This is a genomic window from Pseudomonas sp. RtIB026 (assembly GCF_016861355.2).
Taxonomy (GTDB): Bacteria; Pseudomonadota; Gammaproteobacteria; order Pseudomonadales; family Pseudomonadaceae; genus Aquipseudomonas; species Aquipseudomonas peradeniyensis.
Genome location: NZ_AP023348.2, coordinates 1,189,667 through 1,208,840 on the forward strand (window position 1 = coordinate 1,189,667; position 19,174 = coordinate 1,208,840).

17 protein-coding genes are annotated in these 19,174 nt (G+C 67.4%); 7 read left to right on the top strand and 10 right to left on the bottom strand.

Features of this window, described 5'->3' with window-relative positions; translation table 11 throughout:
• Positions 1 to 21 precede the first annotated feature (21 nt).
• The 7 genes from PRtIB026_RS05375 to gshB all read right to left on the bottom strand — a co-directional run bounded on the left by PRtIB026_RS05375 (position 22) and on the right by gshB (position 6,014).
• Entirely contained in the window at positions 22 to 1,293 is a 1,272-nt protein-coding gene (locus PRtIB026_RS05375; protein ID WP_203648316.1) for a dihydroorotase, read from the bottom strand.
• Positions 1,290 to 2,294, bottom strand: a complete 1,005-nt coding sequence (locus PRtIB026_RS05380; RefSeq protein ID WP_050707248.1) for an aspartate carbamoyltransferase catalytic subunit — start codon at positions 2,292 to 2,294, stop codon at positions 1,290 to 1,292. Before PRtIB026_RS05380 ends, PRtIB026_RS05375 begins: the two co-directional genes overlap by 4 nt.
• A gap of 12 nt (positions 2,295 to 2,306) precedes the next feature.
• A complete protein-coding gene (gene pyrR / locus PRtIB026_RS05385) occupies positions 2,307 to 2,825 on the bottom strand; it encodes a bifunctional pyr operon transcriptional regulator/uracil phosphoribosyltransferase PyrR (RefSeq protein WP_050707247.1) in 519 nt (172 codons plus the stop codon).
• Between the two features lie 51 nt (positions 2,826 to 2,876).
• On the bottom strand, positions 2,877 to 3,302 hold the full coding sequence (gene ruvX / locus PRtIB026_RS05390; protein WP_110734721.1) for a Holliday junction resolvase RuvX: 426 nt from the start codon (positions 3,300 to 3,302) through the stop codon (positions 2,877 to 2,879).
• Positions 3,302 to 3,871 (bottom strand): YqgE/AlgH family protein, encoded by a 570-nt coding sequence (locus tag PRtIB026_RS05395; RefSeq protein ID WP_203648314.1) that lies wholly within the window; start codon positions 3,869 to 3,871, stop codon positions 3,302 to 3,304. The genes ruvX and PRtIB026_RS05395 overlap by 1 nt, the downstream gene beginning before the upstream one ends.
• A gap of 200 nt (positions 3,872 to 4,071) precedes the next feature.
• Entirely contained in the window at positions 4,072 to 4,971 is a 900-nt protein-coding gene (locus tag PRtIB026_RS05400; RefSeq protein ID WP_203648312.1) for an energy transducer TonB, read from the bottom strand.
• 89 nt (positions 4,972 to 5,060) lie between these two features.
• Positions 5,061 to 6,014 carry a glutathione synthase gene (gene gshB, locus PRtIB026_RS05405; RefSeq protein ID WP_203648310.1) on the bottom strand — a complete coding sequence of 318 codons (954 nt, stop codon included), beginning with the start codon at positions 6,012 to 6,014 and terminating at the stop codon, positions 5,061 to 5,063.
• A gap of 340 nt (positions 6,015 to 6,354) precedes the next feature.
• Here gshB and pilG point away from each other — a divergent pair, with 340 nt between their 5' ends.
• From pilG to trhA, 7 genes are all read left to right on the top strand, one after another.
• Entirely contained in the window at positions 6,355 to 6,756 is a 402-nt protein-coding gene (pilG, locus tag PRtIB026_RS05410; RefSeq protein WP_110734729.1) for a twitching motility response regulator PilG, read from the top strand.
• A gap of 47 nt (positions 6,757 to 6,803) precedes the next feature.
• Positions 6,804 to 7,169, top strand: a complete 366-nt coding sequence (gene pilH / locus PRtIB026_RS05415) for a response regulator (protein ID WP_203648308.1) — start codon at positions 6,804 to 6,806, stop codon at positions 7,167 to 7,169.
• Complete coding sequence (locus PRtIB026_RS05420) at positions 7,166 to 7,720, top strand: chemotaxis protein CheW (protein WP_166885909.1); 555 nt, start codon at positions 7,166 to 7,168, stop codon at positions 7,718 to 7,720. Before pilH ends, PRtIB026_RS05420 begins: the two co-directional genes overlap by 4 nt.
• Positions 7,721 to 7,771: 51 nt before the next feature.
• Entirely contained in the window at positions 7,772 to 9,808 is a 2,037-nt protein-coding gene (locus tag PRtIB026_RS05425) for a methyl-accepting chemotaxis protein (RefSeq protein ID WP_203652715.1), read from the top strand.
• Positions 9,805 to 15,102 (top strand): Hpt domain-containing protein, encoded by a 5,298-nt coding sequence (locus PRtIB026_RS05430; protein ID WP_244670935.1) that lies wholly within the window; start codon positions 9,805 to 9,807, stop codon positions 15,100 to 15,102. Before PRtIB026_RS05425 ends, PRtIB026_RS05430 begins: the two co-directional genes overlap by 4 nt.
• Positions 15,095 to 15,568: a chemotaxis protein CheW gene (locus PRtIB026_RS05435; RefSeq protein WP_203648300.1), complete on the top strand. Its 474-nt coding sequence runs from the start codon at positions 15,095 to 15,097 to the stop codon at positions 15,566 to 15,568. The genes PRtIB026_RS05430 and PRtIB026_RS05435 overlap by 8 nt, the downstream gene beginning before the upstream one ends.
• Before the next feature lie 199 nt (positions 15,569 to 15,767).
• Positions 15,768 to 16,385 carry a PAQR family membrane homeostasis protein TrhA gene (trhA, locus tag PRtIB026_RS05440; RefSeq protein ID WP_203648298.1) on the top strand — a complete coding sequence of 206 codons (618 nt, stop codon included), beginning with the start codon at positions 15,768 to 15,770 and terminating at the stop codon, positions 16,383 to 16,385.
• On the opposite strand, the gene PRtIB026_RS05445 is transcribed toward trhA, so the two are convergent.
• From PRtIB026_RS05445 to PRtIB026_RS05455, 3 genes are all read right to left on the bottom strand, one after another.
• Positions 16,382 to 17,101: a 16S rRNA (uracil(1498)-N(3))-methyltransferase gene (locus PRtIB026_RS05445; RefSeq protein ID WP_203648296.1), complete on the bottom strand. Its 720-nt coding sequence runs from the start codon at positions 17,099 to 17,101 to the stop codon at positions 16,382 to 16,384. The genes trhA and PRtIB026_RS05445 overlap by 4 nt on opposite strands.
• A gap of 176 nt (positions 17,102 to 17,277) precedes the next feature.
• On the bottom strand, positions 17,278 to 18,684 hold the full coding sequence (locus tag PRtIB026_RS05450) for an adenosylmethionine--8-amino-7-oxononanoate transaminase (protein ID WP_203648294.1): 1,407 nt from the start codon (positions 18,682 to 18,684) through the stop codon (positions 17,278 to 17,280).
• Positions 18,685 to 18,757: 73 nt separating this feature from the next.
• A complete protein-coding gene (locus PRtIB026_RS05455; RefSeq protein WP_203648292.1) occupies positions 18,758 to 19,153 on the bottom strand; it encodes a hypothetical protein in 396 nt (131 codons plus the stop codon).
• Positions 19,154 to 19,174 lie beyond the last annotated feature (21 nt).

The window sequence follows — 19,174 nt, forward strand, 5'->3', positions numbered from 1 at the left end:
AGGAGGGCGAGTAAACCGTGGTCAGGCTTCGTGGCAGACGTGCCCGTCGACCAAGGTATAACGCACCGCGCCCGGCAGGCAGTGGCCGATGAACGGGCAGTTGGCGCCGCGAGAGAACCACTGCTCGCCAGCAACCGTGGACGCTTTCGGATCGAACAACACCAGGTCCGCCGCGCCGCCCACCTTCAGTTCGCCGGCCGGCAAGCGCATGGCAGCAGCCGGACCGCTGCTCAGGCGTGCCAGCAGGGTAGGCAGGTCGAGCAGGCCGTCCTCGACCAGGGTCATGGCCAGCGGCAGCAACAGCTCGACGCTGCTGATCCCCGGCTCGGTGGCACCGAACGGCGCCAGCTTGGCGTCGCGCTCGTGGGGCTGGTGATGGCTGGAGATCGCCTGGATCACCCCGGACTTCACCGCCTCGCGCAGGCCGTCGCGGTCGGCGGCGGTGCGCAGCGGCGGCTGCACGTGGTACAGGCTGGAGAAGTCGCGCAGCGCCTCGTCGGTGAGGATCAGCTGGTACAGCGCCACGTCGGCGGTGACCGGCAGCCCCAGCGCCTGGGCCTGGGCGATCAGCCGGGCGCCGCGGGCGCTGGTGATCTGGGTGAAGTGGGCGCGTACGCCGGTCTGCTCGACCAGCAGCAGGTTGCGGGCCAGGGCCACGGTTTCGGCGGTTTCCGGGATGCCCGGCAGGCCGAGGAAACTGGCCATCGGGCCTTCGTGGGCCAGGCCGCCTTGCGACAGGTCGCGATCCTGGGAGTGGAACACCACGGTCAGGTCGAAGGTCGCCGCGTACTCCAGGGCACGGGCCAGGGTGCGGTTGTTGGGGATTTCCTTGAGGCCGTTGCCGAAGGCCACGCAACCGGTGTCGCGCAGGGCCACCAGTTCGGCCAGTTGCTCGCCTTCCAGGCCCTTGGTCAGGGCGCCGATCGGGTAGACCTTGCTGTTGGCGGCTTCGCGGGCGCGGTCGAGGATCAGTTCGGCGACCGCCGAAGTGTCCAGCACCGGCTTGGTCTGCGGCGGGCAGCACAGGCTGGTGACGCCACCGGCCACGGCGGCACGGGTTTCGCTGGCGATGTTGCCCTTGCGGCTGTAGCCCGGCTCGCGCAGGGAGACACCGAGGTCGACCAGGCCCGGGGCGGCCACCAGGCCGTCGGCCTGGATCGTGCGGCTGGCGCTGAAGCCGGCCGGCGCCGCGCCGATGGCGGCAATACGGCCGCCGTCCAGGTGCAGGTCGGTGATGCGGTCCAGGCCGCTGGCAGGATCAATGACCCGGGCGCCGATAATGCTGATGGTCACTGGGCGTTCTCCTGGTCGAATTGACGTTGCGCGTTCTGCCCGCTCATGGCCATGGACAGCACGGCCATGCGCACGGCGATGCCGTAGGTGACCTGGTTGAGGATCACCGAGTGCTGGCCGTCGGCCACTGCCGATTCGATCTCCACGCCGCGGTTGATCGGGCCCGGGTGCATGACGATGGCATCCGGCTTGGCACCGGCCAGGCGCGCGGTGGTCAGGCCGAACAGGCGGTAGAACTCGCCCTCGCTGGGCAGCAGGCCACCGGCCATGCGCTCGCGCTGCAGGCGCAGCATGATCACCACGTCGACGTCCTTGAGGCCTTCGGCGAGGTCGGTGTAGACCTTCACCCCGTACTGCTCGATACCGATCGGGATCAGCGTCTTCGGACCGATCACGCGGATGTCCGGGCAGCCCAGTGCCTTGAGCGCGAGCATGTCCGAGCGGGCCACCCGCGAGTGCAGGATGTCGCCGACGATGGCCACGGAGAGGTTTTCGAAACCGCCCTTGTGCCGACGAATGGTGAGCATGTCGAGCATGCCCTGGGTCGGGTGGGCGTGGCGGCCGTCGCCGCCGTTGATCACCGCCACGTCCGGGCACACATGCTCGGCGATGAAGTGGGCGGCGCCGGAGTCGGAGTGGCGCACGACGAACATGTCGGCGGCCATGGCCTCCAGGTTGCGCAGGGTGTCGAACAGGGTCTCGCCCTTGCTGGTCGAGGAGGTCGACACGTTCAGGCTGATCACGTCGGCCGACAGGCGCTGGGCGGCCAGTTCGAAGGTGGTGCGGGTACGGGTGGAGTTCTCGAAGAACACGTTGCACACGGTCTTGCCGCGCAGCAACGGGACTTTCTTCACGGCCCGGGCGCCGACTTCGAGGAAGGAGTCGGCGGTGTCGAGGATCTCGGTGAGCAGTTCGCGGGGCAAACCGTCGAGCGAGAGGAAGTGGCGCAGCTGGCCCTGGTCATTGAGCTGCAGCGGGCGCTTGGCGTCGAATGGCGTCATCGCGGGGGACTCTTAAAGGGCGGAAGCGGGAGCGAGGTCCTGGCGCTCGAGGGCGAGCGGCGTGGGTCCGGTCAATTTTACCCGTTCATGGGCCGCCAGGGACAGGGTGGCGCCGAGTACATTCGGGCGGATCGGCAATTCGCCGGCATCCAGGTCGAGCAGACAGGCCAAGGTCACGCTGGCCGGGCGGCCATAGTCGAACAGTTCGTTAAGGGCGGCGCGAATGGTGCGCCCGCTCATCAGCACGTCGTCCACCAGCACCAGATGCTGGCCTTCGATCTCGAACGGCAGCTCGGACGGGCGCACCTGCGGGTGCAGGCCGTTTTGGCTAAAGTCGTCGCGGTAGAAGGACACATCCAGGGTGCCCAGCGGGCCTTGGTCGCCCAGCTCGGCCTGCAGGGCCTGGGCCACCCACACGCCGCCGGTGCGGATGCCGATGAAGCGCGGCTCGCTGATGCCGCGGCGGGCCAGGTGGGCGCGAAGGTCGACGGCCATCTGCCGGATCAGGTCGGCGGGATTGGGTAGGCTCATTGCGTGCTCCTCGGAAGGCGGGCGCCGGCTCCAGCCGGCGGCAAAGCGGATTTAAGTGTTGGCCTCCAGCCAGCCTTGCAGCAGCAGGGCGGCGGCGATGGCGTCGACCGGGTTGTCGCGGTAGCTGCCATGGCGCCCGCTTCGGGCCATCTGCTCGCCCTTGGCCTCGAAGGTGGTCAGGCGTTCGTCGTGGGTGTGCACCGGCAGGTTGTAGCGACCGTGCAGGCGCCGGGCAAACTTCTCGGCGCGCTCGCTCATCTCGCTGGGCGTGCCGTCCATGTTCAGCGGCAGGCCGACGACGATGGCGTCGGGTTTCCATTCCTTGATCAGCTTCTCGACCTGGTTCCAGTCCGGCACGCCGTTCTGCGCCTTGAGCGTGCACAGTTCGCGGGCCTGGCCGGTGATCACCTGGCCGACGGCGACGCCGATCTGCCGGGTGCCGTAGTCGAAGCCCAGCAGCAGACGCAGTTCGGCCATCAGGCGTGGCCCGCCTGACTGGTCAGCAAGCTGAGGTTGATCCCCAGGCTCGCGGCGGCGGCGCCCAGGCGCTGGTCGCTGGCCAGGCCGAAGATGATCTCGGGGTCGAAGGGGCAGTTGAGCCAGGCGTTATCGGCCAGCTCCGCCTCCAGCTGGCCGGCTTCCCAGCCCGCGTAGCCCAGGGTGATCAGGCTCTTGCGCGGGCCGTCGCCGGCGGCGATGGCGAACAGCACGTCCTGGGAGGTGGACAGCGACAGACCCTCCAGCTCGACCGTGGCCTGGTAGTTGCGGTCGTTGCTGTGCAGCACGAAACCGCGGTCGGTCTGCACCGGGCCGCCCTGGTAGATCGGAATGTGCAGGGTGCTGGCGGGCGGCTCGTCGTTCGGGCGCAACTGCTCGAGGATGTCGGCCAGGTTCAGCTCCTGCGGGCGGTTGACCACCAGGCCCATGGCGCCGTGGGCATTGTGCTCGACGATGTAGGTGAGGGTCTGGGCAAAGTTCGGATCGGCCATGTGCGGCATGGCGATCAGGAACTGGTGCTTGAGGTAGCTGGGGGCGAGGGTCTTCATGTCCGCTAGTGTGGCGCCAGGTGGCGGGGCTGGCAAGGTGCGCGAGTGGCTGTCGGTGCCCCTTGTAGGAGCGGCCTTGTGCCGCGAAAGGGCTGCGTAGCGGCCCCAAGGATCTTGGCCTCGTGCAGAATCGCCGGGGCTGCTGTGCAGCCCTTTCGCGGTACAAGGCCGCTCCTACAGGGGCCAAGCAAGCCTTGCCGTTAGTTGCTCGACAGCTTGTCCCCGCGGGCAAAGCGCCAGGTGCGGATGATCTCCAGGCGGTCGAATTCCGCCAGGTCGCCGGTGAACGGCGCGAACGGCGCCGCCAGGCGCACGATGCGCTGGGCCGCCTGGTCCAGCACCGGCTGGCCCGAGGACTCCAGCACCAGCACTTCGTACAGCGAGCCATCGCGGTTGATCGATACCATCATTCGCAAACTGCCATACATCTGCTGGCGTCGGGCTTCCTCGGGGTAGTTGAGGTTGCCGATGCGCTCGACCTTCTTGCGCCACTCTTCCTTGTACCAGGCGCCCTTGTCGCGCAGGGTTGAGGCGGCGTTCAGGCGATGGATGCGCGGGCGCTTGGCATACAGTTGCTGTTCATGGGACAGCTCGGCCTCGAGGCTGGCGATCTGGCTGGACAGCTGCGAGCTGTCGAAGTCCGGCACCTTGGCTTCGGGTTTGGGCTGCGGCTTGCTTTCCTTCGGCTTGGGCTCGACCTTCTGGGTTTTCGGCGCCTGGGTGGCGACCACGGACTTCGCCGGTGCGGGCGGGGTTTCCGGTTTCGCGGCCGGTGGCGGGGTGATCTTGTTGATCTTGCTGTCCTGGAACGGCGCGACCTCGGTGGTCTTGGGCACCGCCTTTTTATCCAGGGTGCCGCTGCCCTGCTGGTTGTCCTGGGCCTGGAAGTCGGCTTTCTCGGGCGCTTTTTCGCTCTTGAAGGTGGCCAGGGTGATGTCCATGGTGTGACGGATATCAGCCGGTTTGACCACGGTGAAACCCACGCCCAGGATCAGCGCCAGGTGCACCAGGGCAGCCAGGAACAGGGTGAAGCCGAGCCGGTCCACCGGGCGAACGCGGGGTGGCAGCAGGTCGGCGGGGATGTCGGCGGGCAGCGTCATCAGGTATCCAGCAACCGCGAAACAGGGCGCAGGTCAGCGAAAAGGACCGGCATCATACCCCACTCCGCGGGTTTGCCACGTGTCGGCGGTCAGCGCGCCTGCAACTGGCGATCAATGGCGTCCATCAAGCGGCCGCCGATATCGGTGTTGTAGGCCGCGTCGATCTCGCGAATGCAGGTCGGGCTGGTGACGTTGATTTCGGTGAGGTAGTCGCCGATCACGTCCAGGCCGACGAACAGCAGGCCCTTTTCGCGCAGGGTCGGGCCGACCTGGGCGGCGATCCAGCGGTCGCGCTCGCTCAACGGCCGGGCTTCGCCGCGTCCGCCGGCGGCCAGGTTGCCGCGGGTCTCGCCGCTGGCCGGGATGCGCGCCAGGCAGTAGCCCACCGGCTCGCCGTCGATCATCAGGATGCGCTTGTCGCCGTCCTTGATCGCCGGCAGGTAGGCCTGGGCCATGATCTGCTGGGCGCCGAGCGCGGTCAGGGTCTCGAGGATCACCGACAGGTTGGGGTCGCCGGCCCGGTGGCGGAAGATCGAGGTGCCGCCCATGCCGTCGAGCGGCTTGAGGATCACATCGCCATGCTCGGCGGCGAAGGCGCGGATGATGTCCGGGCGGCGGCTGACCAGGGTCGGCGGCGTGCACTGCGGGAACAGCGTGGCGAACAGTTTCTCGTTGCAGTCACGCAGGCTCTGCGGGCGGTTGACCACCAGGACGCCTTCGGCCTCGGCCTGTTCCAGCAGGTAGGTGCTGTAGACGAACTCCATGTCGAAGGGCGGGTCCTTGCGCATCAGGATCACGTCCAGCTCGGCCAGGGGGCTGTCCTGCTCCTCGTCCAGCTCGAACCAGCGGGCCGGGTCGGCGAACACCTTGAGCGGACGCATCCGCGCGCGGGCCTTGCCCTGGGCCTGGTACAGATCGCGCTGTTCCATGTAGAACAGGCTCCAGCCGCGGGCCTGGGCAGCCAGCAGCATGGCCAGCGAGCTGTCCTTTTTGTAGGAGATGGACGCGATGGGGTCCATGACAATCCCGAGGCGAACGCTCATGGGGTAGTTCCTCTTGGCGGCCGGTGGCCGCGATGGCACGAAAGAAAAGTGGCTCAGGGTGGCGCCGGGCGCGCCCACGGTCAAGGGGCGGGCGGATGGAATGGCCTCCGGGAGTGTGCTAAAAAGGCCGGACAAGTGGTCTGTGTTGGCCTCCAGCCTGGCCGTACCTCCAAGAGCTGGGGCTGCTGCGCAGCCCATCGCGACACAAGGCCGCTCCCACAGGGTTCGGCGTCGGATGGCTGCTCAGCGCAACGCATGGACAGGTGGGAGCGGCCTTGTGTCGCGATGGGGCGCGAAGCGGCCCCAGGATTTCGGCCCCGGCAGCGATGGTAGTGCGACTATGGAACAACCCCTGAAGGTGATGGTGATCGACGACTCCCGCACGATCCGCCGCACCGCGCAGATGTTGCTCGGCGAGGCCGGCTGCGAGGTGATCACCGCCAGTGACGGCTTCGACGCCCTGGCCAAGATCGTCGACCACAAGCCCCGGATCATCTTCGTCGATGTGCTGATGCCGCGCCTGGACGGTTACCAGACCTGCGCCATCATCAAGCACAACAACGCCTTCAAGGACACCCCGGTGATCCTGCTCTCTTCCCGCGATGGCCTGTTCGACAAGGCCCGCGGCCGGGTGGTCGGCTCCGACCAGTTCCTGACCAAACCGTTCAGCAAGGAAGAACTGCTCGACGCGATCCGTGCCAGCGTGCCCGGTTTCGCCGCGCAGGACCCAAACGCACCCTGACGCCGCCTTCACCGGACGGCGTCTCTATTTCCTGATGGGGAAACAGCATGGCCCGAATTCTGATTGTCGATGATTCGCCGACAGAGATGTATCGATTGACCGAATGGCTCGAAAAACACGGCCACCAGGTGCTCAAGGCCAGCAACGGTGCCGACGGCGTGGCCCTGGCTCGCCAGGAGAAGCCCGACGCAGTGCTGATGGATATCGTCATGCCTGGCATGAACGGTTTTCAGGCCACCCGCCAGCTGAGCAAGGACCCGGAAACCAGCGCCATCCCCGTGGTGGTGGTGACCACCAAAGATCAGGAAACTGACCGTATCTGGGCCACCCGCCAGGGCGCCCGGGACTTCCTCACCAAACCGGTGGAAGAAGACGCCCTGATCGCCAAGCTGCAAGAAGTGCTCGGCGCTTGACCACCCGCCCCCAGGGCGCGTCGCTGACCGCCTTCGAGCTGTTGCTGGACATCGACCGGCGCTGCCGTCTGCTGGTGGCCGACCAGCCGCCGCAGGACACCCGCCTGCAGCAGTGGAGCGGCATCGGTTTTCGCATCGCCGGGCAGTGGTTCGTCGCGCCCATGGGCGAGGTCGCCGAGGTGCTGCGCGAGCCCCGCAGCAGCCGGGTACCAGGCGTGCAGCCCTGGGTCCGCGGGGTGGCCAACCTGCGTGGGCGACTGTTGCCGGTGATGGACCTATGCGCGTTTTTCGGCCTTGGCCCGGCGGCGGCGGGCAAGCAACGGCGGGTGCTGGTGCTCGATCACGAGGAGTTGTTCGCCGGACTGCTGGTGGACGAGGTGGTGGGTCTGCAGCACTTCGCCCTGAGCAGCCTCGAGCTGTCGCCGCCGCAGCCATTGATCCGCGCGGCCGCGCCCTTCGTGCAGGGCCATTTCCCCCGTGAACGCAATTGGGCGATCTTCAGCCCGTTCGCCCTGGCCCAGGCCCCGGGTTTTCTCGATGTGGCGTTGTAGAGGATTTTCGACGTGAACAAGCCAGGACCTTCCGTAGCCACCGCCGGCGTTTTGCCAGCCGCCGTGGCCCAGCGCCCGCGCAGCACCGCGCAGATCACCGTGCTGTTCGTGGTGCTGATCCTGTCGATCGTCCTGCTGTTCGCCAACTTCGCCTACCTCAACACCCAGGCCAACCACGACAAACAGTACATCGGCCATGCCGGCGAGCTGCGCGTGCTGTCCCAGCGCATCGCCAAGAACGCCACCGAGGCGGCGGCGGGCAAGGCACTGGCGTTCAAGCTGCTCAGCGATGCGCGCAACGACTTCGAGCGGCGCTGGAGCTACCTGCGCGAGGGCGACAAGACCACAGGCCTGCCCGCCGCGCCGGTGACGGTGCGCGACGAGATGGACGCGGTGCGCCAGGACTGGGAGAACCTGCGCAAGAACACCGACACCATCCTCGCCAGCGAACAGACCGTGCTGTCGCTGCACCAGGTCGCGGCCACCCTGGCCGAGACCGTGCCGCAATTGCAGGTCGAGTACGAGAAGGTGGTGGAGATCCTGCTGCAGAGCGGCGCGCCGGCCAATCAGGTGGCAGTGGCCCAGCGTCAGCTGCTGCTGGCCGAACGCATACTTGGTTCGGTCAATACCGTGCTTGCCGGCGACGAGACCTCGGTGCAGGCCGCCGACGCCTTCGGTCGCGACGCCAGCCGCTTCGGCCAGGTGCTCGAAGGCATGCTCGCCGGCAATCCGGCGATCCAGGTCACCCGGGTCGAGGACGCCGATGCCCGGGCACGGCTGGCCGAGATTGCCGAATTGTTCCAGTTTGTCTCGGGTTCGGTGGACGAGATCCTTGAAACCTCACCCGAACTGTTCCGGGTGCGCGAGGCCGCCGGCAATATCTTCAGCCTGTCGCAGACCCTGCTCGACGAGGCCTCGCACCTGGCCAACGGCTTCGAGAACCTGGCCGGCGGGCGCACCCTGGACACCGTCGGCGGCTACGTGCTCGGCCTGCTGGCGCTGGCCTCGATCATCCTCATCGGCCTGGTGATGGTGCGCGCCACTCACCGCCAGCTGCGCGAGACCGCCGAGAAGAACGAACGCAACCAGCAGGCGATCATGCGCCTGCTCGACGAGATCGAGGAGCTGGCCGACGGCGACCTGACCGTCACCGTGTCGGTCACCGAGGACTTCACCGGCGCCATCGCCGACTCGATCAACTACTCGGTCGACCAACTGCGCGACCTGGTCGCCACCATCAATCACAGCGCCGAGCAGGTCGCCGCCGCCGTGCAGGACACCCAGAACACCGCCCGCCAGTTGGCCAAGGCCTCCGAGCACCAGGCCGAGCAGATCAGCGAGGCCTCCGAGGCGGTGGGCGACATGGTCGAGTCGATCGACCGGGTCTCGGCCCACGCCTATGAGTCAGCCAAGGTGGCCGAGCGCTCGGTGGCCATCGCCAACAAGGGCAACGAGGTGGTGCACAACACCATCCACGGCATGGACAACATCCGTGAGCAGATCCAGGACACCGCCAAGCGGATCAAGCGCCTGGGCGAGTCGTCCCAGGAGATCGGCGACATCGTCAGCCTGATCGACGATATTGCCGAGCAGACCAACATCCTCGCCCTCAACGCGGCGATCCAGGCTTCGCTGGCCGGCGAGGCCGGTCGCGGCTTCGCCGTGGTCGCCGACGAGGTGCAGCGCCTGGCCGAGCGATCCTCCTCGGCGACCCGGCAGATCGAGGCGCTGGTGCGGACCATCCAGGTCGACACCAACGAGGCGGTGATTTCCATGGAACAGACCACCGCCGAAGTGGTGCGTGGCGCGCGCCTGGCGCAGGATGCCGGGGTGGCCCTGGCGGAAATCGAGGGCGTTTCGCAGACCATGGCTGAACTTATCCACAGTATCTCCGACGCCGCCCAGTTACAGACCTCCTCGGCGGGGCAAATTTCCCACACCATGGCGGTGATCCAGCAAATCACTGCGCAGACCTCCGCCGGCTCCGGCGCCACCGCCGACAGCATCCGCCATTTGGCGCGCATGGCCAGCGAGATGCGCCGCTCGGTGTCCGGCTTCACCTTGCCCAAACCGGTGGAGCGCTCGTGAACGAGGCGAACCTGAACGCGCCCGGCGAGCGTCACGACACGGTGGCCCTGGCCTGGACCAAGGCGCCGATCCTCGATTGCCTGGGTCAGGCGCGTCAGGCCCTGGAGCGCTTCTCGGCGGAGCCGGGCGACCTGTCGATGCTGGCGTTCTTCGTCGACAACCTGCACCAGGTCCACGGCTGTCTGCATATGCTCGCGCTGCCGGGCGCGATGCGCCTGGCCGAGGAGCTGGAACTGCTCGGGCGGGCCATGGCCGACGGCCAGGTGAGCCCGCGTGGCGATTGCCTGGGCGCGCTGTTCCGCGGGCTCGAGCAATTGCCGCCGTACCTGGACCGCCTGCGCGGCGCGCGCCACGACCTGCCGTTGGTGGTGATGCCGCTGCTCAACCAGCTGCGGGTCTGCCGAGGCGCCGAACCCCTGGCCCAGGGCAGCCTGCTGGGTGACCTGGGTCAGCGGCTGGCCGGCGCGGCGGACCTGGCCAACCTCGACCTGTCGCTGGGCAGTTGGCGTGAGCACATGCAGGCCGGCGCCGGGCGCGATGCATTGCGCTCGGTAGTGATGGCCCTGTGCGACGACCTGATGCGCATCAAGGATCGCCTCGACCCCTTCGTCGGCGGCGAGCGTTCGCCCAGCGAGTCACTGGAGTCGCTGCTGCCGCCCTTGCGGCACGTGGCCGATACCCTGGCGGTGCTTGGCTTCCAGCAGCCGCGGCGGGTGATAATCGACCAGGTGCTGGCGTTGCAGGCACTGGTCGAAAAAGACGGCGGCGTGGACGAGGCTGTACTTATGGATGTCGCCGGGGCACTGCTGTATGTCGAGGCCACCCTCAACGGCATGGTTGGTCCGCTGGAGGAAATCAGCCCCGGCAGCCTGCCCGGCTCGGACCTGGCCGAAATCCGCCAGCTGGTGCTCAACGAATCGCTCAACGTGCTGCAACAGTCCAAGGACCTGATCGGCGATTGCCTGGAGTCCGACTGGTCACGCCAGCGTCTGCAAGCCCTGCCCGGGTTGCTGCAACAGGTGCGCGGGGCGCTGGCGATGCTGATGCTGCCAGCCGCCGCCGAGGTGTTCGCCGGTTGCGCGGGCTATGTGCAAGGCTGGCTGGTGCACCTGGAGGATGAGCCGCAAGCGGACGAACTGGCGCACCTGGCCGATGCCCTGAGTGCCGGCGAGGCCTGGCTGCAATGGCGGGTGGCCGATCCGCTGGCCGACGCCCAGTGCTTCATCGACATGGCCCACGCCAGCTTGTCCGCGCTGGGCGTGCAGTGCGCGCGTGACACGGCAACTGCGGGCGGCGAGCAGGCGTTGGACGGTATCGACGATGAGTTGCGCGAAGTATTCCTCGAAGAGGCTGGCGAGCTGCTGCCGGAAATCGAGCGCCAATGGCTGCGCTGGCGCGCCGACAACGGCCTGCGCGAGGCGTTGATCGAGGTGCGCCGGGCACTGCATACACTCAAGGGCAGCGGGCGGATGGTCCATGCCGAAGCCGTGGCCGAGCTGGCCTGGGGCGCCGAGCACCTGCTCAATCGGGTGCTGGAAGGGCGCATCGTGCTCAGCGCCGAAGGCCTGGTGGCCCTGCAGCAGGTGTTCGTGCGCCTGCCCGACCTGCTTGCTGATTTCGCCGCCAGCCAGTTGCCGCCCACGGCCGAGATCGAGCAGCTGGCCGGGCACCTGCATGCGCTGGCGCTCAACGACACGCCGGTCAGCGCCAGTATCGATGGCCTCGATCCGCACTTGCTTGAGATCTTCCGCAACGAGGCCCAGGGCCATTTGGCCGGGCTCGATGGGTTCCTGCAGACGGCCGCCGGCCAGGGCATCGCGGTCAACGACAGCCTGCAACGCGCCCTGCACACCCTCAAGGGCAGCGCTGCCATGGCCGGCGTGATGCCGGTGGCGGAGCTGGCCACCGCCCTCGACCGCCTGGTGCGTGAATACAAGGGGCACCAGTTACCCCTGCAAGTGGCCGAGATCGAACTGCTGGAGGCGGCTCGCTCGCTGTTGCACCTGGGCCTGGCCCAGCTGGGCAGCACGCCGCTGGCGCCGATCCCCGGGGCCGCCGGGCTGATCGAACAGGTCGGGCAGACGGTTGACGCCCGGTTGGCCCAACTGCAGGCCGAGCCGCATCCGCCGCGCCGGCTCCGGCGCGATCCGCAGCTGACGGCCACCTTCCTGACCATGGGCATGGATATCCTGCTCGATGCCGAGGCGCGGCTCGCCAACTGGCAGGGCGATCCCACGCAACACCATGAGTTGCACCTGCTGCTCGAGGAGATGACCACCCTCGGTCACGGCGCGCACCAGGCCGAGCTGTGGCAGGTGGATGAGGTCTGCGAAGGGCTGCTCGACCTGTACGGTGCGGTGGAGGAGGGCAGCCTGGCCGTCACGCCGCGCTTCTTCGCCGTTGCCCGGCAAGCCCATGAGGCGCTGCTCGACCTGTTCGACGAGATAGCCGCCGGCCAGGACCCGAATCCCCGGCCCGAATGCCTGGCGGCCCTGCATGGCCTGCTCGATGATGCCCTCGACCCTGCAGCATTGGGTTTGGTCGGGGCGAACGGCGTCACGGTGCTTACGGCTCCAGGCGAGTTGCCGGACCCGGCGCTGGTCGAGCTGTTCCTCGAAGAGGCCGGGGATATCCTTGACGGTGCCGACCAGGCCTTGCGGCAATGGAAGGCCGATCCGGACAGCCTGTCGCCGCTGTCGGCGCTGCAGCACGATGTGCTCACCCTCAAGGGCGGGGCACAGATGGCGGCGATCGGCGCCGTCGAGGTGCTGGCCCAGGAGCTGGCGCTGCTCTACGAAGGCTTGGTGGACCGCCGGCTGGGTGCCAGCCCGGCACTGTTCGAGCTGCTCCGGCGCAGCCATGACGCCCTGGCCGAAATGCTGCGCAGCCTGCGCGAGGGCCAGGCACCGCTGTCGGCGGTGGCGTTGCTGGGCGAATTGCGTGAGTTCCGCCACAGCGCCCCGCCTCCCGTCACCTCCGAGCCGCAGGACGACAACGAAGAAACCGAGAGCGACAAGGAACTGCTGGAGGTCTTCCTCGAAGAGAGCTCCGATATTCTCGAGAGCGCGGCCGAGTCCCTGGCGCGCTGGCAGGCCGATCCGCGCAACACGGTCGAGGTGGAGAACCTGCTGCGCGACCTGCACACGCTCAAGGGCGGCGCGCGCATGGTCGAGATCACCGCCATCGGCGACCTCGCCCACGAACTGGAATTCCTCTACGAGCTGCTGGCCGCCGGGCGCCTGCCGTCGACGCCGGCCTTGTTCAGCCTGCTGCAGAACTGCCATGACCGCCTGGCGCACATGCTCGACGCGGCGCGCCTGGGCGAGCCGCTGCATACGGCCACGGCGCTGATCGACTACATCCGCAACTTCTCCAGCGCCGCGCTGACCGACAGCGTGGCCGGCCAGCCCCAGGCCGAACCAGCTCCCGCCGAGGCCACGGCTGTCGCTCCCGAGCGGGCGGGCGACATGGTCAAGGTTGATGCCGAGCTGCTCGACGACCTGGGCAACCTGGCCGGTGAGCATTCGGTGATCCGCGGGCGCATCGAGCAGCAGGTCAACGATGCGCAGTTCGCCCTCAACGAGATGGAGACCACGCTGGAGCGCATGCGCGATCAGCTGCTGCGCCTGGACATCGAGACCCAGGGGCGGATTTCCAGCCGTCACCAGTTGGAGGGTGACGCCTATGACGATTTCGACCCCCTGGAGATGGACCGCCATTCCCAGCTGCAGCAATTGTCGCGGGCGCTGTTCGAGTCCACCTCGGACTTGCTCGACCTCAAGGAAACCCTGCTGCAGAGGGCCCAGGAAGCCTACAGCCTCCTGCAGCAGCAGGCGCGGGTCAACAGCCAGTTGCAGGAGGGCCTGACCGCCACCCTGATGGTGCCCTTCGAGCGTCTGGTGCCCCGTTTGCAGCGGGTGGTGCGGCAGGTGGCCAGCGAGCTGGGCAAGCAGGTCGAACTGGTGGTCGGCAACGCCGAGGGCGAGCTCGACCGCAGCGTGCTCGAACGTATGGTTGCGCCCCTGGAGCACATGCTGCGCAATGCCGTCGACCATGGCCTGGAAGCTCGCGAGGCGCGCCTTGCGGCCGGCAAGCCGGAGCAGGGCACCATCCACCTGAACCTGCTGCACGAAGGTGCCGACATCGTCATCGAGATGAGCGACGACGGCGCCGGGGTACCGCTGGAGGCGGTGCGCAACAAGGCGATCAAGCGTGGTCTGCTCGATCCGCAGGCGCGCCTGAGCGACCACGAGATCCTGCAGTTCATCCTGCGCCCCGGTTTCTCCACGGCCGAGAAGATCACCCAGATCTCCGGGCGCGGCCTGGGCATGGACGTGGTCCATGAAGAGGTCAAGCAACTGGGCGGCTCGATGAGCATCGAGTCCAGCCCCGGCAAGGGCGCGCGTTTCCTGATCCGCCTGCCGTTCACCGTGTCGGTGAACCGGGCGCTGATGGTGCACGTGGAGGACGAGCAGTACGCCATCCCGCTGAACACCATCGAGGGCATCGTGCGCGTGCCGCCGGCGGAGCTGGAGGCCTGTTACCGGCTCGACCCACCACGCTACAGCTATGCCGGCCACGATTACGCGCTGCGCTACCTCGGCGACCTGTTGCAGGGCGGCGGCCAGCCTGGGCTGCTGGGGCAGAGCGTGCCGCTGCCGGTGCTGCTCACCCATTCACACGAGCAGTCGTTCGCCATCCATGTGGACAGCCTGTCGCCCAGCCGCGAGATCGTGGTCAAGAGCCTCGGCCCGCAGTTCGCCGCGGTGCCGGGGCTGTCTGGCGCCACCCTGCTGGGGGACGGGCGGGTGGTGCTGATTCTCGACCTGCTCGGCCAGTTGCGCGGCCAGCAACGGCGCCTGGCGCGCCTGCCGGGCGTGGCCGAGGGGGCGCATGGGCTGACTGGCCCGGTGCCCCGGCGGCCATTGCTGGTGATGGTGGTGGACGACTCGGTGACCGTGCGCAAGGTCACCAGCCGCCTGCTCGAGCGTCACGGCATGAGCGTGCTGACGGCCAAGGACGGCGTCGATGCCATGGCGCTGCTCGAGGAGCACCGTCCGGATGTGCTGTTGCTGGATATCGAGATGCCGCGCATGGATGGCTTCGAAGTGGCCACGCGGATCCGCCGCGATGAGCGCCTGAGCCAGCTGCCGATCATCATGATCACCTCGCGTACCGGCCAGAAGCACCGCGACCGGGCCATGGCCATCGGCGTCAATGAATACCTCGGCAAGCCGTATCAGGAATCGGTGCTGCTGCAGAGCATCGCCCACTGGAGCAAGCCCCATGCTTGAGCATATTGCCGGCCAGCGCAGCAGCCTGACCGGGTTGCTGCTGCCCCTGGGCGACCGCACCCTGGTGTTGCCCAACGTGGCGGTGGCCGAGCTGATCGGTCACCGTGTCATCGCCTGCGAACCGGGGGAGCCGGCCTGGCACCTGGGCTGGGTGAACTGGCGCCAACAGCGGTTGCCACTGATCGGCTTCGAGGCCGCGTGTGGCGGGCAGACTTCCTGCGGGGAGCGGGCGCGGGTGGTGGTGCTCAACGCCCTGGGGGATACCGGGCTGCGCTACCTGGCGCTGCTGCTGCAGGGGATTCCGCGCTCGTGCAAGCTCGACAGCCAGCTGAATTATGTCGATGTGCCGTTGGCAGGGCTGGAGCTTGCGGCGGTGCAGGTGGGCGAACAGGTGGCGCGGGTGCCTGACCTGGCGGGGTTGGAAAGAATGGTGCGTGACGCGCAACTGCAATCCTCGCCGGAGTAGTATCGAAGTGCCACAGTCCCTGTAGGAGCGGCCTTGTGCCGCGAAAGGGCTGCGCAGCAGCCCCTGCGGAACTTGCGAGTCATAGAGATCCTGGAGTCGCGTTGCGACCCTTTCCGGCCGGTCCGACGCCTCGGCAAGGCCGCTCCTACAGAACGTGTGCTTTCTGGAACCTCATCTGCTGCGGGAGGTCTTTGCTTGCATGTACCATGGTGAACGTTTCAACGCCTGGACCCACCTGGTCGGTGCGGTCCTGGCCTGCATTGGCGCGGTCTGGCTGATTGTCGTGGCCGGTCTGCAGGGTGATCCCTGGAAGATCGTCAGTTTCTCCATCTACGGCTTCACCCTGCTGTTGCTCTACAGCATCTCTACCCTCTATCACAGTACGCGAGGGCGGGCGAAGCGCATCATGCGCAAGCTCGACCACCTGTCGATCTACCTGCTGATCGCCGGCAGCTACACGCCCTTCTGCCTGGTCAGCCTGCGCGGGCCCTGGGGCTGGAGCCTGTTCGGGGTGGTCTGGGGGCTCGCGTTGGTCGGCATGTTGCAGGAGATCAAGCCGCGCTCGGAGGCGCGGATCCTGTCGATCGTCATCTACGCGCTGATGGGCTGGATCGTGCTGGTGGCGGTCAAGCCGCTGCTGCACAGCCTGGGCGGCGCCGGCTTTGCCTGGCTGGCGGCCGGCGGCGTGTTCTACACCGTCGGCATCATTTTCTTTGCCTTCGACAGCCGGTTCCGCCACTGGCATGGCATCTGGCACCTGTTCGTCATCGCCGGCAGCCTGATGCACTTCGTCGCGGTGTTCTTCTACGTGTCCTAGAAATCGCCCCACAACTGCTGCGCCACCGACAACGCCACTACCGGCGCGGTCTCGGTGCGCAGTACGCGAGGGCCAAGGCGGGCGGCGTGGTAGTTGCTGGCCTTGGCCTGTTCGACTTCCGCGTCGCTGAGGCCCCCCTCCGGGCCGATCAGGAAGGCCAGCTTCGCGGGTTTTTCATGGCTGGTCAGCGGCTCGGCCACCGGGTGCAGCACCAGCTTGAGGTCGGCCTCGGTGCCCTTGAGCCATTCGGCCAGGGTGACCGGCGGGTGGATCACCGGCAGGGTCGAGCGGCCGCACTGTTCGCAGGCACTGATCGCCACCTGGCGCCAGTGGGCCAGGCGCTTGTCGGCGCGCTCGTCCTTCAGGCGTACTTCGCAGCGTTCGCTGACGATCGGGGTGATTTCGTTGACGCCCAGTTCGGTGGCCTTCTGGATCGCCCAGTCCATGCGCTCGCCGCGGGACAGGCCCTGGCCGAGGTGAATGTGCAGCGGCGAGTCGGCCTGGCCGGGGAGGGCCTGGTCGAGGCTGACGCGTACGCTTTTCTTGCCCACCTCTAGCAGTTGGCCGAGGTATTCCTGGCCGCTGCCGTCGAACAGCTGCACGGCGTCGCCGGCGGCCATGCGCAGCACGCGGCCGATATAGTGGGCCTGGGCTTCGGGGAGCTCGTGCTCGCCGAGGCCAAGAGGGGCGTCGATGAAGAAGCGGGAGAGTCTCATGGTTCTACTCGGAATCTGATGGGGACATCGTCCCCTGTAGGAGCGGCCTTGTGCCGCGAAAGGGCCGCGAAGCGGCCCCAGGCCTTCAGCTTCGCAGCAGAGATTGCCGGGGCTGCTCCGCAGCCCTTTCGCGGCACAAGGCCGCTCCTACAGGGGGCTGTGAGAAGGCATTGGGCCTAGCCCGGATCGCGGAAATCGGGGTGGAAGTCGGCCGGCACCGCCACGCTGACGCTATCGCGGGTGGCAATGTCGATCCCTTCGCTGGCCACCTCGGCCAGGAAGTCGATCTGCTCCGGGGTGATCACGTAGGGCGGCAGGAAGTACACCACGCTGCCCAGCGGACGCAGCAGCGCGCCCCGGCTCAGGGCATGCTCGAAGACCTTCAGGCCACGGCGCTCCTGCCAGGGGTAGGCGACTTTGCCGGCCTTGTCCTGGACCATCTCGATGGCCAGGGCCATGCCGGTCTGGCGGATTTCGGCGACATGGGCGTGGTCGGCCAGGTGCGCGGTGGCGCTGGCCATGCGTGCCGACAGGGCCTTGTTGGCCTCGATGACGTTGTCCTGCGCGAAGATGTCCAGGGTCGCCAGGGCTGCGGCGCAGGCCAGCGGGTTGCCCGTGTAGCTGTGCGAGTGGAGGAAGGCGCGCAGGGTCGAGTAGTCGTCGTAGAAGGCCTGGTACACCTTGTCTGTGGTCAGGCAGGCGGCCAGGGGCAGGTAGCCGCCGGTCAGGGCCTTGGACAGGCACAGGAAGTCGGGGCGGATGCCGGCCTGTTCGCAGGCGAACATCGTGCCGGTGCGGCCGAAGCCCACGGCGATTTCGTCGTGGATCAGGTGCACCTCGTAGCGGTCGCAGGCCTCGCGCAGCAGTTTGAGGTACACCGGGTGGTACATGCGCATGCCGCCGGCACCCTGGATCAGCGGCTCGACGATGACTGCGGCGATGCTGGCGTGATGTTCGGCCAAGGTCTGTTCCATGGCCGCGAACATGTTTCGCGAATGCGCCTCCCAGCCCATGCCTTCGGGGCGCAGGTAGCAGTCCGGGCTCGGCACCTTGATGGTGTCCAGCAGCAGCGCCTTGTAGGTCTCGGTGAACAGCGGCACGTCACCCACCGACATCGCCGCGATGGTCTCGCCGTGGTAGCTGTTGGTCAGGGTGACGAAGCGTTTTTTCTGCGGTTTGCCGATGTTCTGCCAATAGTGGTAGCTCATCTTCAGCGCCACTTCGATGCAGGAGGAGCCATTGTCGGCGTAGAACACCCGCTCCAGGCCGGCCGGTGTCATCGCCACCAGGCGTTCGGACAGCTCGATCGCCGGCTGGTGGCTGAAACCGGCGAGGATCACGTGCTCGAGCTGGTCGACCTGGTCCTTGATGCGCTGGTTGATGCGCGGGTTGGCATGGCCGAACACGTTGACCCACCAGGAGCTGACCGCGTCCAGGTAGCGCTTGCCCTCGAAGTCCTCGAGCCACACGCCCTCGCCGCGGCGGATCGGGATCAGCGGCAGCTGCTCGTGGTCTTTCATCTGGGTGCAGGGGTGCCACAGGACCTTGAGGTCGCGTTGCATCCACTGTTCGTTGAGGCCCATGGGCACTTCTCCTGGCGTTACGGCTCGGTTTGACCGCGTAAGCCTAAGCAATGCCGGAAGGCAGGACAACCGCTCAGTGACGCCAGGCCGGGCGCCATTCCAGCTGGCGTATGTGCACGGTGCACAGCGGCAGGGTGGAGAGGACCAGGCGATCCAGGGGGCCGGGCACGTCGTGCCAGAAGGAGCCGAGCGTGGCGGGACCGGGCATGAACTCGGTGTAGTCATGGTCGCGCAAGGTCAGCCAGTAGGCGGTCGAAACGGCGCTGCCTAGCGTATTGATCTCCACTTCGAGCAGCAGGCAATCGACCGTCTGGCCGAAGATGATTTCGATATCGCACTGGCCTCGGACGACCAGTTCCGTACCGCTACGCCCTTCGTCGGTCTGGTAGCGCGAACTGTAGGCGGTGCCATTGGAGATGATGCTCAGGCCCGTGGGGGTGCGCCAGGTGATTTCCGGCATCGGTGCCAAGGGCTGCCACCTGGCAAAATC

Excerpts from the sequence above, each read along its gene's own strand:
- PRtIB026_RS05445 (WP_203648296.1), bottom strand. The coding sequence starts at position 17,101 with ATGAGACTCTCCCGCTTCTTCATCGACGCCCCTCTTGGCCTCGGCGAG.
- PRtIB026_RS05380 (WP_050707248.1), bottom strand. The coding sequence starts at position 2,294 with ATGACGCCATTCGACGCCAAGCGCCCGCTGCAGCTCAATGACCAGGGC.
- trhA (WP_203648298.1), top strand. The coding sequence starts at position 15,768 with ATGTACCATGGTGAACGTTTCAACGCCTGGACCCACCTGGTCGGTGCG.
- PRtIB026_RS05450 (WP_203648294.1), bottom strand. The coding sequence starts at position 18,684 with ATGGGCCTCAACGAACAGTGGATGCAACGCGACCTCAAGGTCCTGTGG.
- pilH (WP_203648308.1), top strand. The coding sequence starts at position 6,804 with ATGGCCCGAATTCTGATTGTCGATGATTCGCCGACAGAGATGTATCGA.
- PRtIB026_RS05400 (WP_203648312.1), bottom strand. The coding sequence starts at position 4,971 with ATGACGCTGCCCGCCGACATCCCCGCCGACCTGCTGCCACCCCGCGTT.
- ruvX (WP_110734721.1), bottom strand. The coding sequence starts at position 3,302 with ATGGCCGAACTGCGTCTGCTGCTGGGCTTCGACTACGGCACCCGGCAG.
- PRtIB026_RS05435 (WP_203648300.1), top strand. The coding sequence starts at position 15,095 with ATGCTTGAGCATATTGCCGGCCAGCGCAGCAGCCTGACCGGGTTGCTG.
- PRtIB026_RS05395 (WP_203648314.1), bottom strand. The coding sequence starts at position 3,871 with ATGAAGACCCTCGCCCCCAGCTACCTCAAGCACCAGTTCCTGATCGCC.
- pyrR (WP_050707247.1), bottom strand. The coding sequence starts at position 2,825 with ATGAGCCTACCCAATCCCGCCGACCTGATCCGGCAGATGGCCGTCGAC.
- pilG (WP_110734729.1), top strand. The coding sequence starts at position 6,355 with ATGGAACAACCCCTGAAGGTGATGGTGATCGACGACTCCCGCACGATC.
- gshB (WP_203648310.1), bottom strand. The coding sequence starts at position 6,014 with ATGAGCGTTCGCCTCGGGATTGTCATGGACCCCATCGCGTCCATCTCC.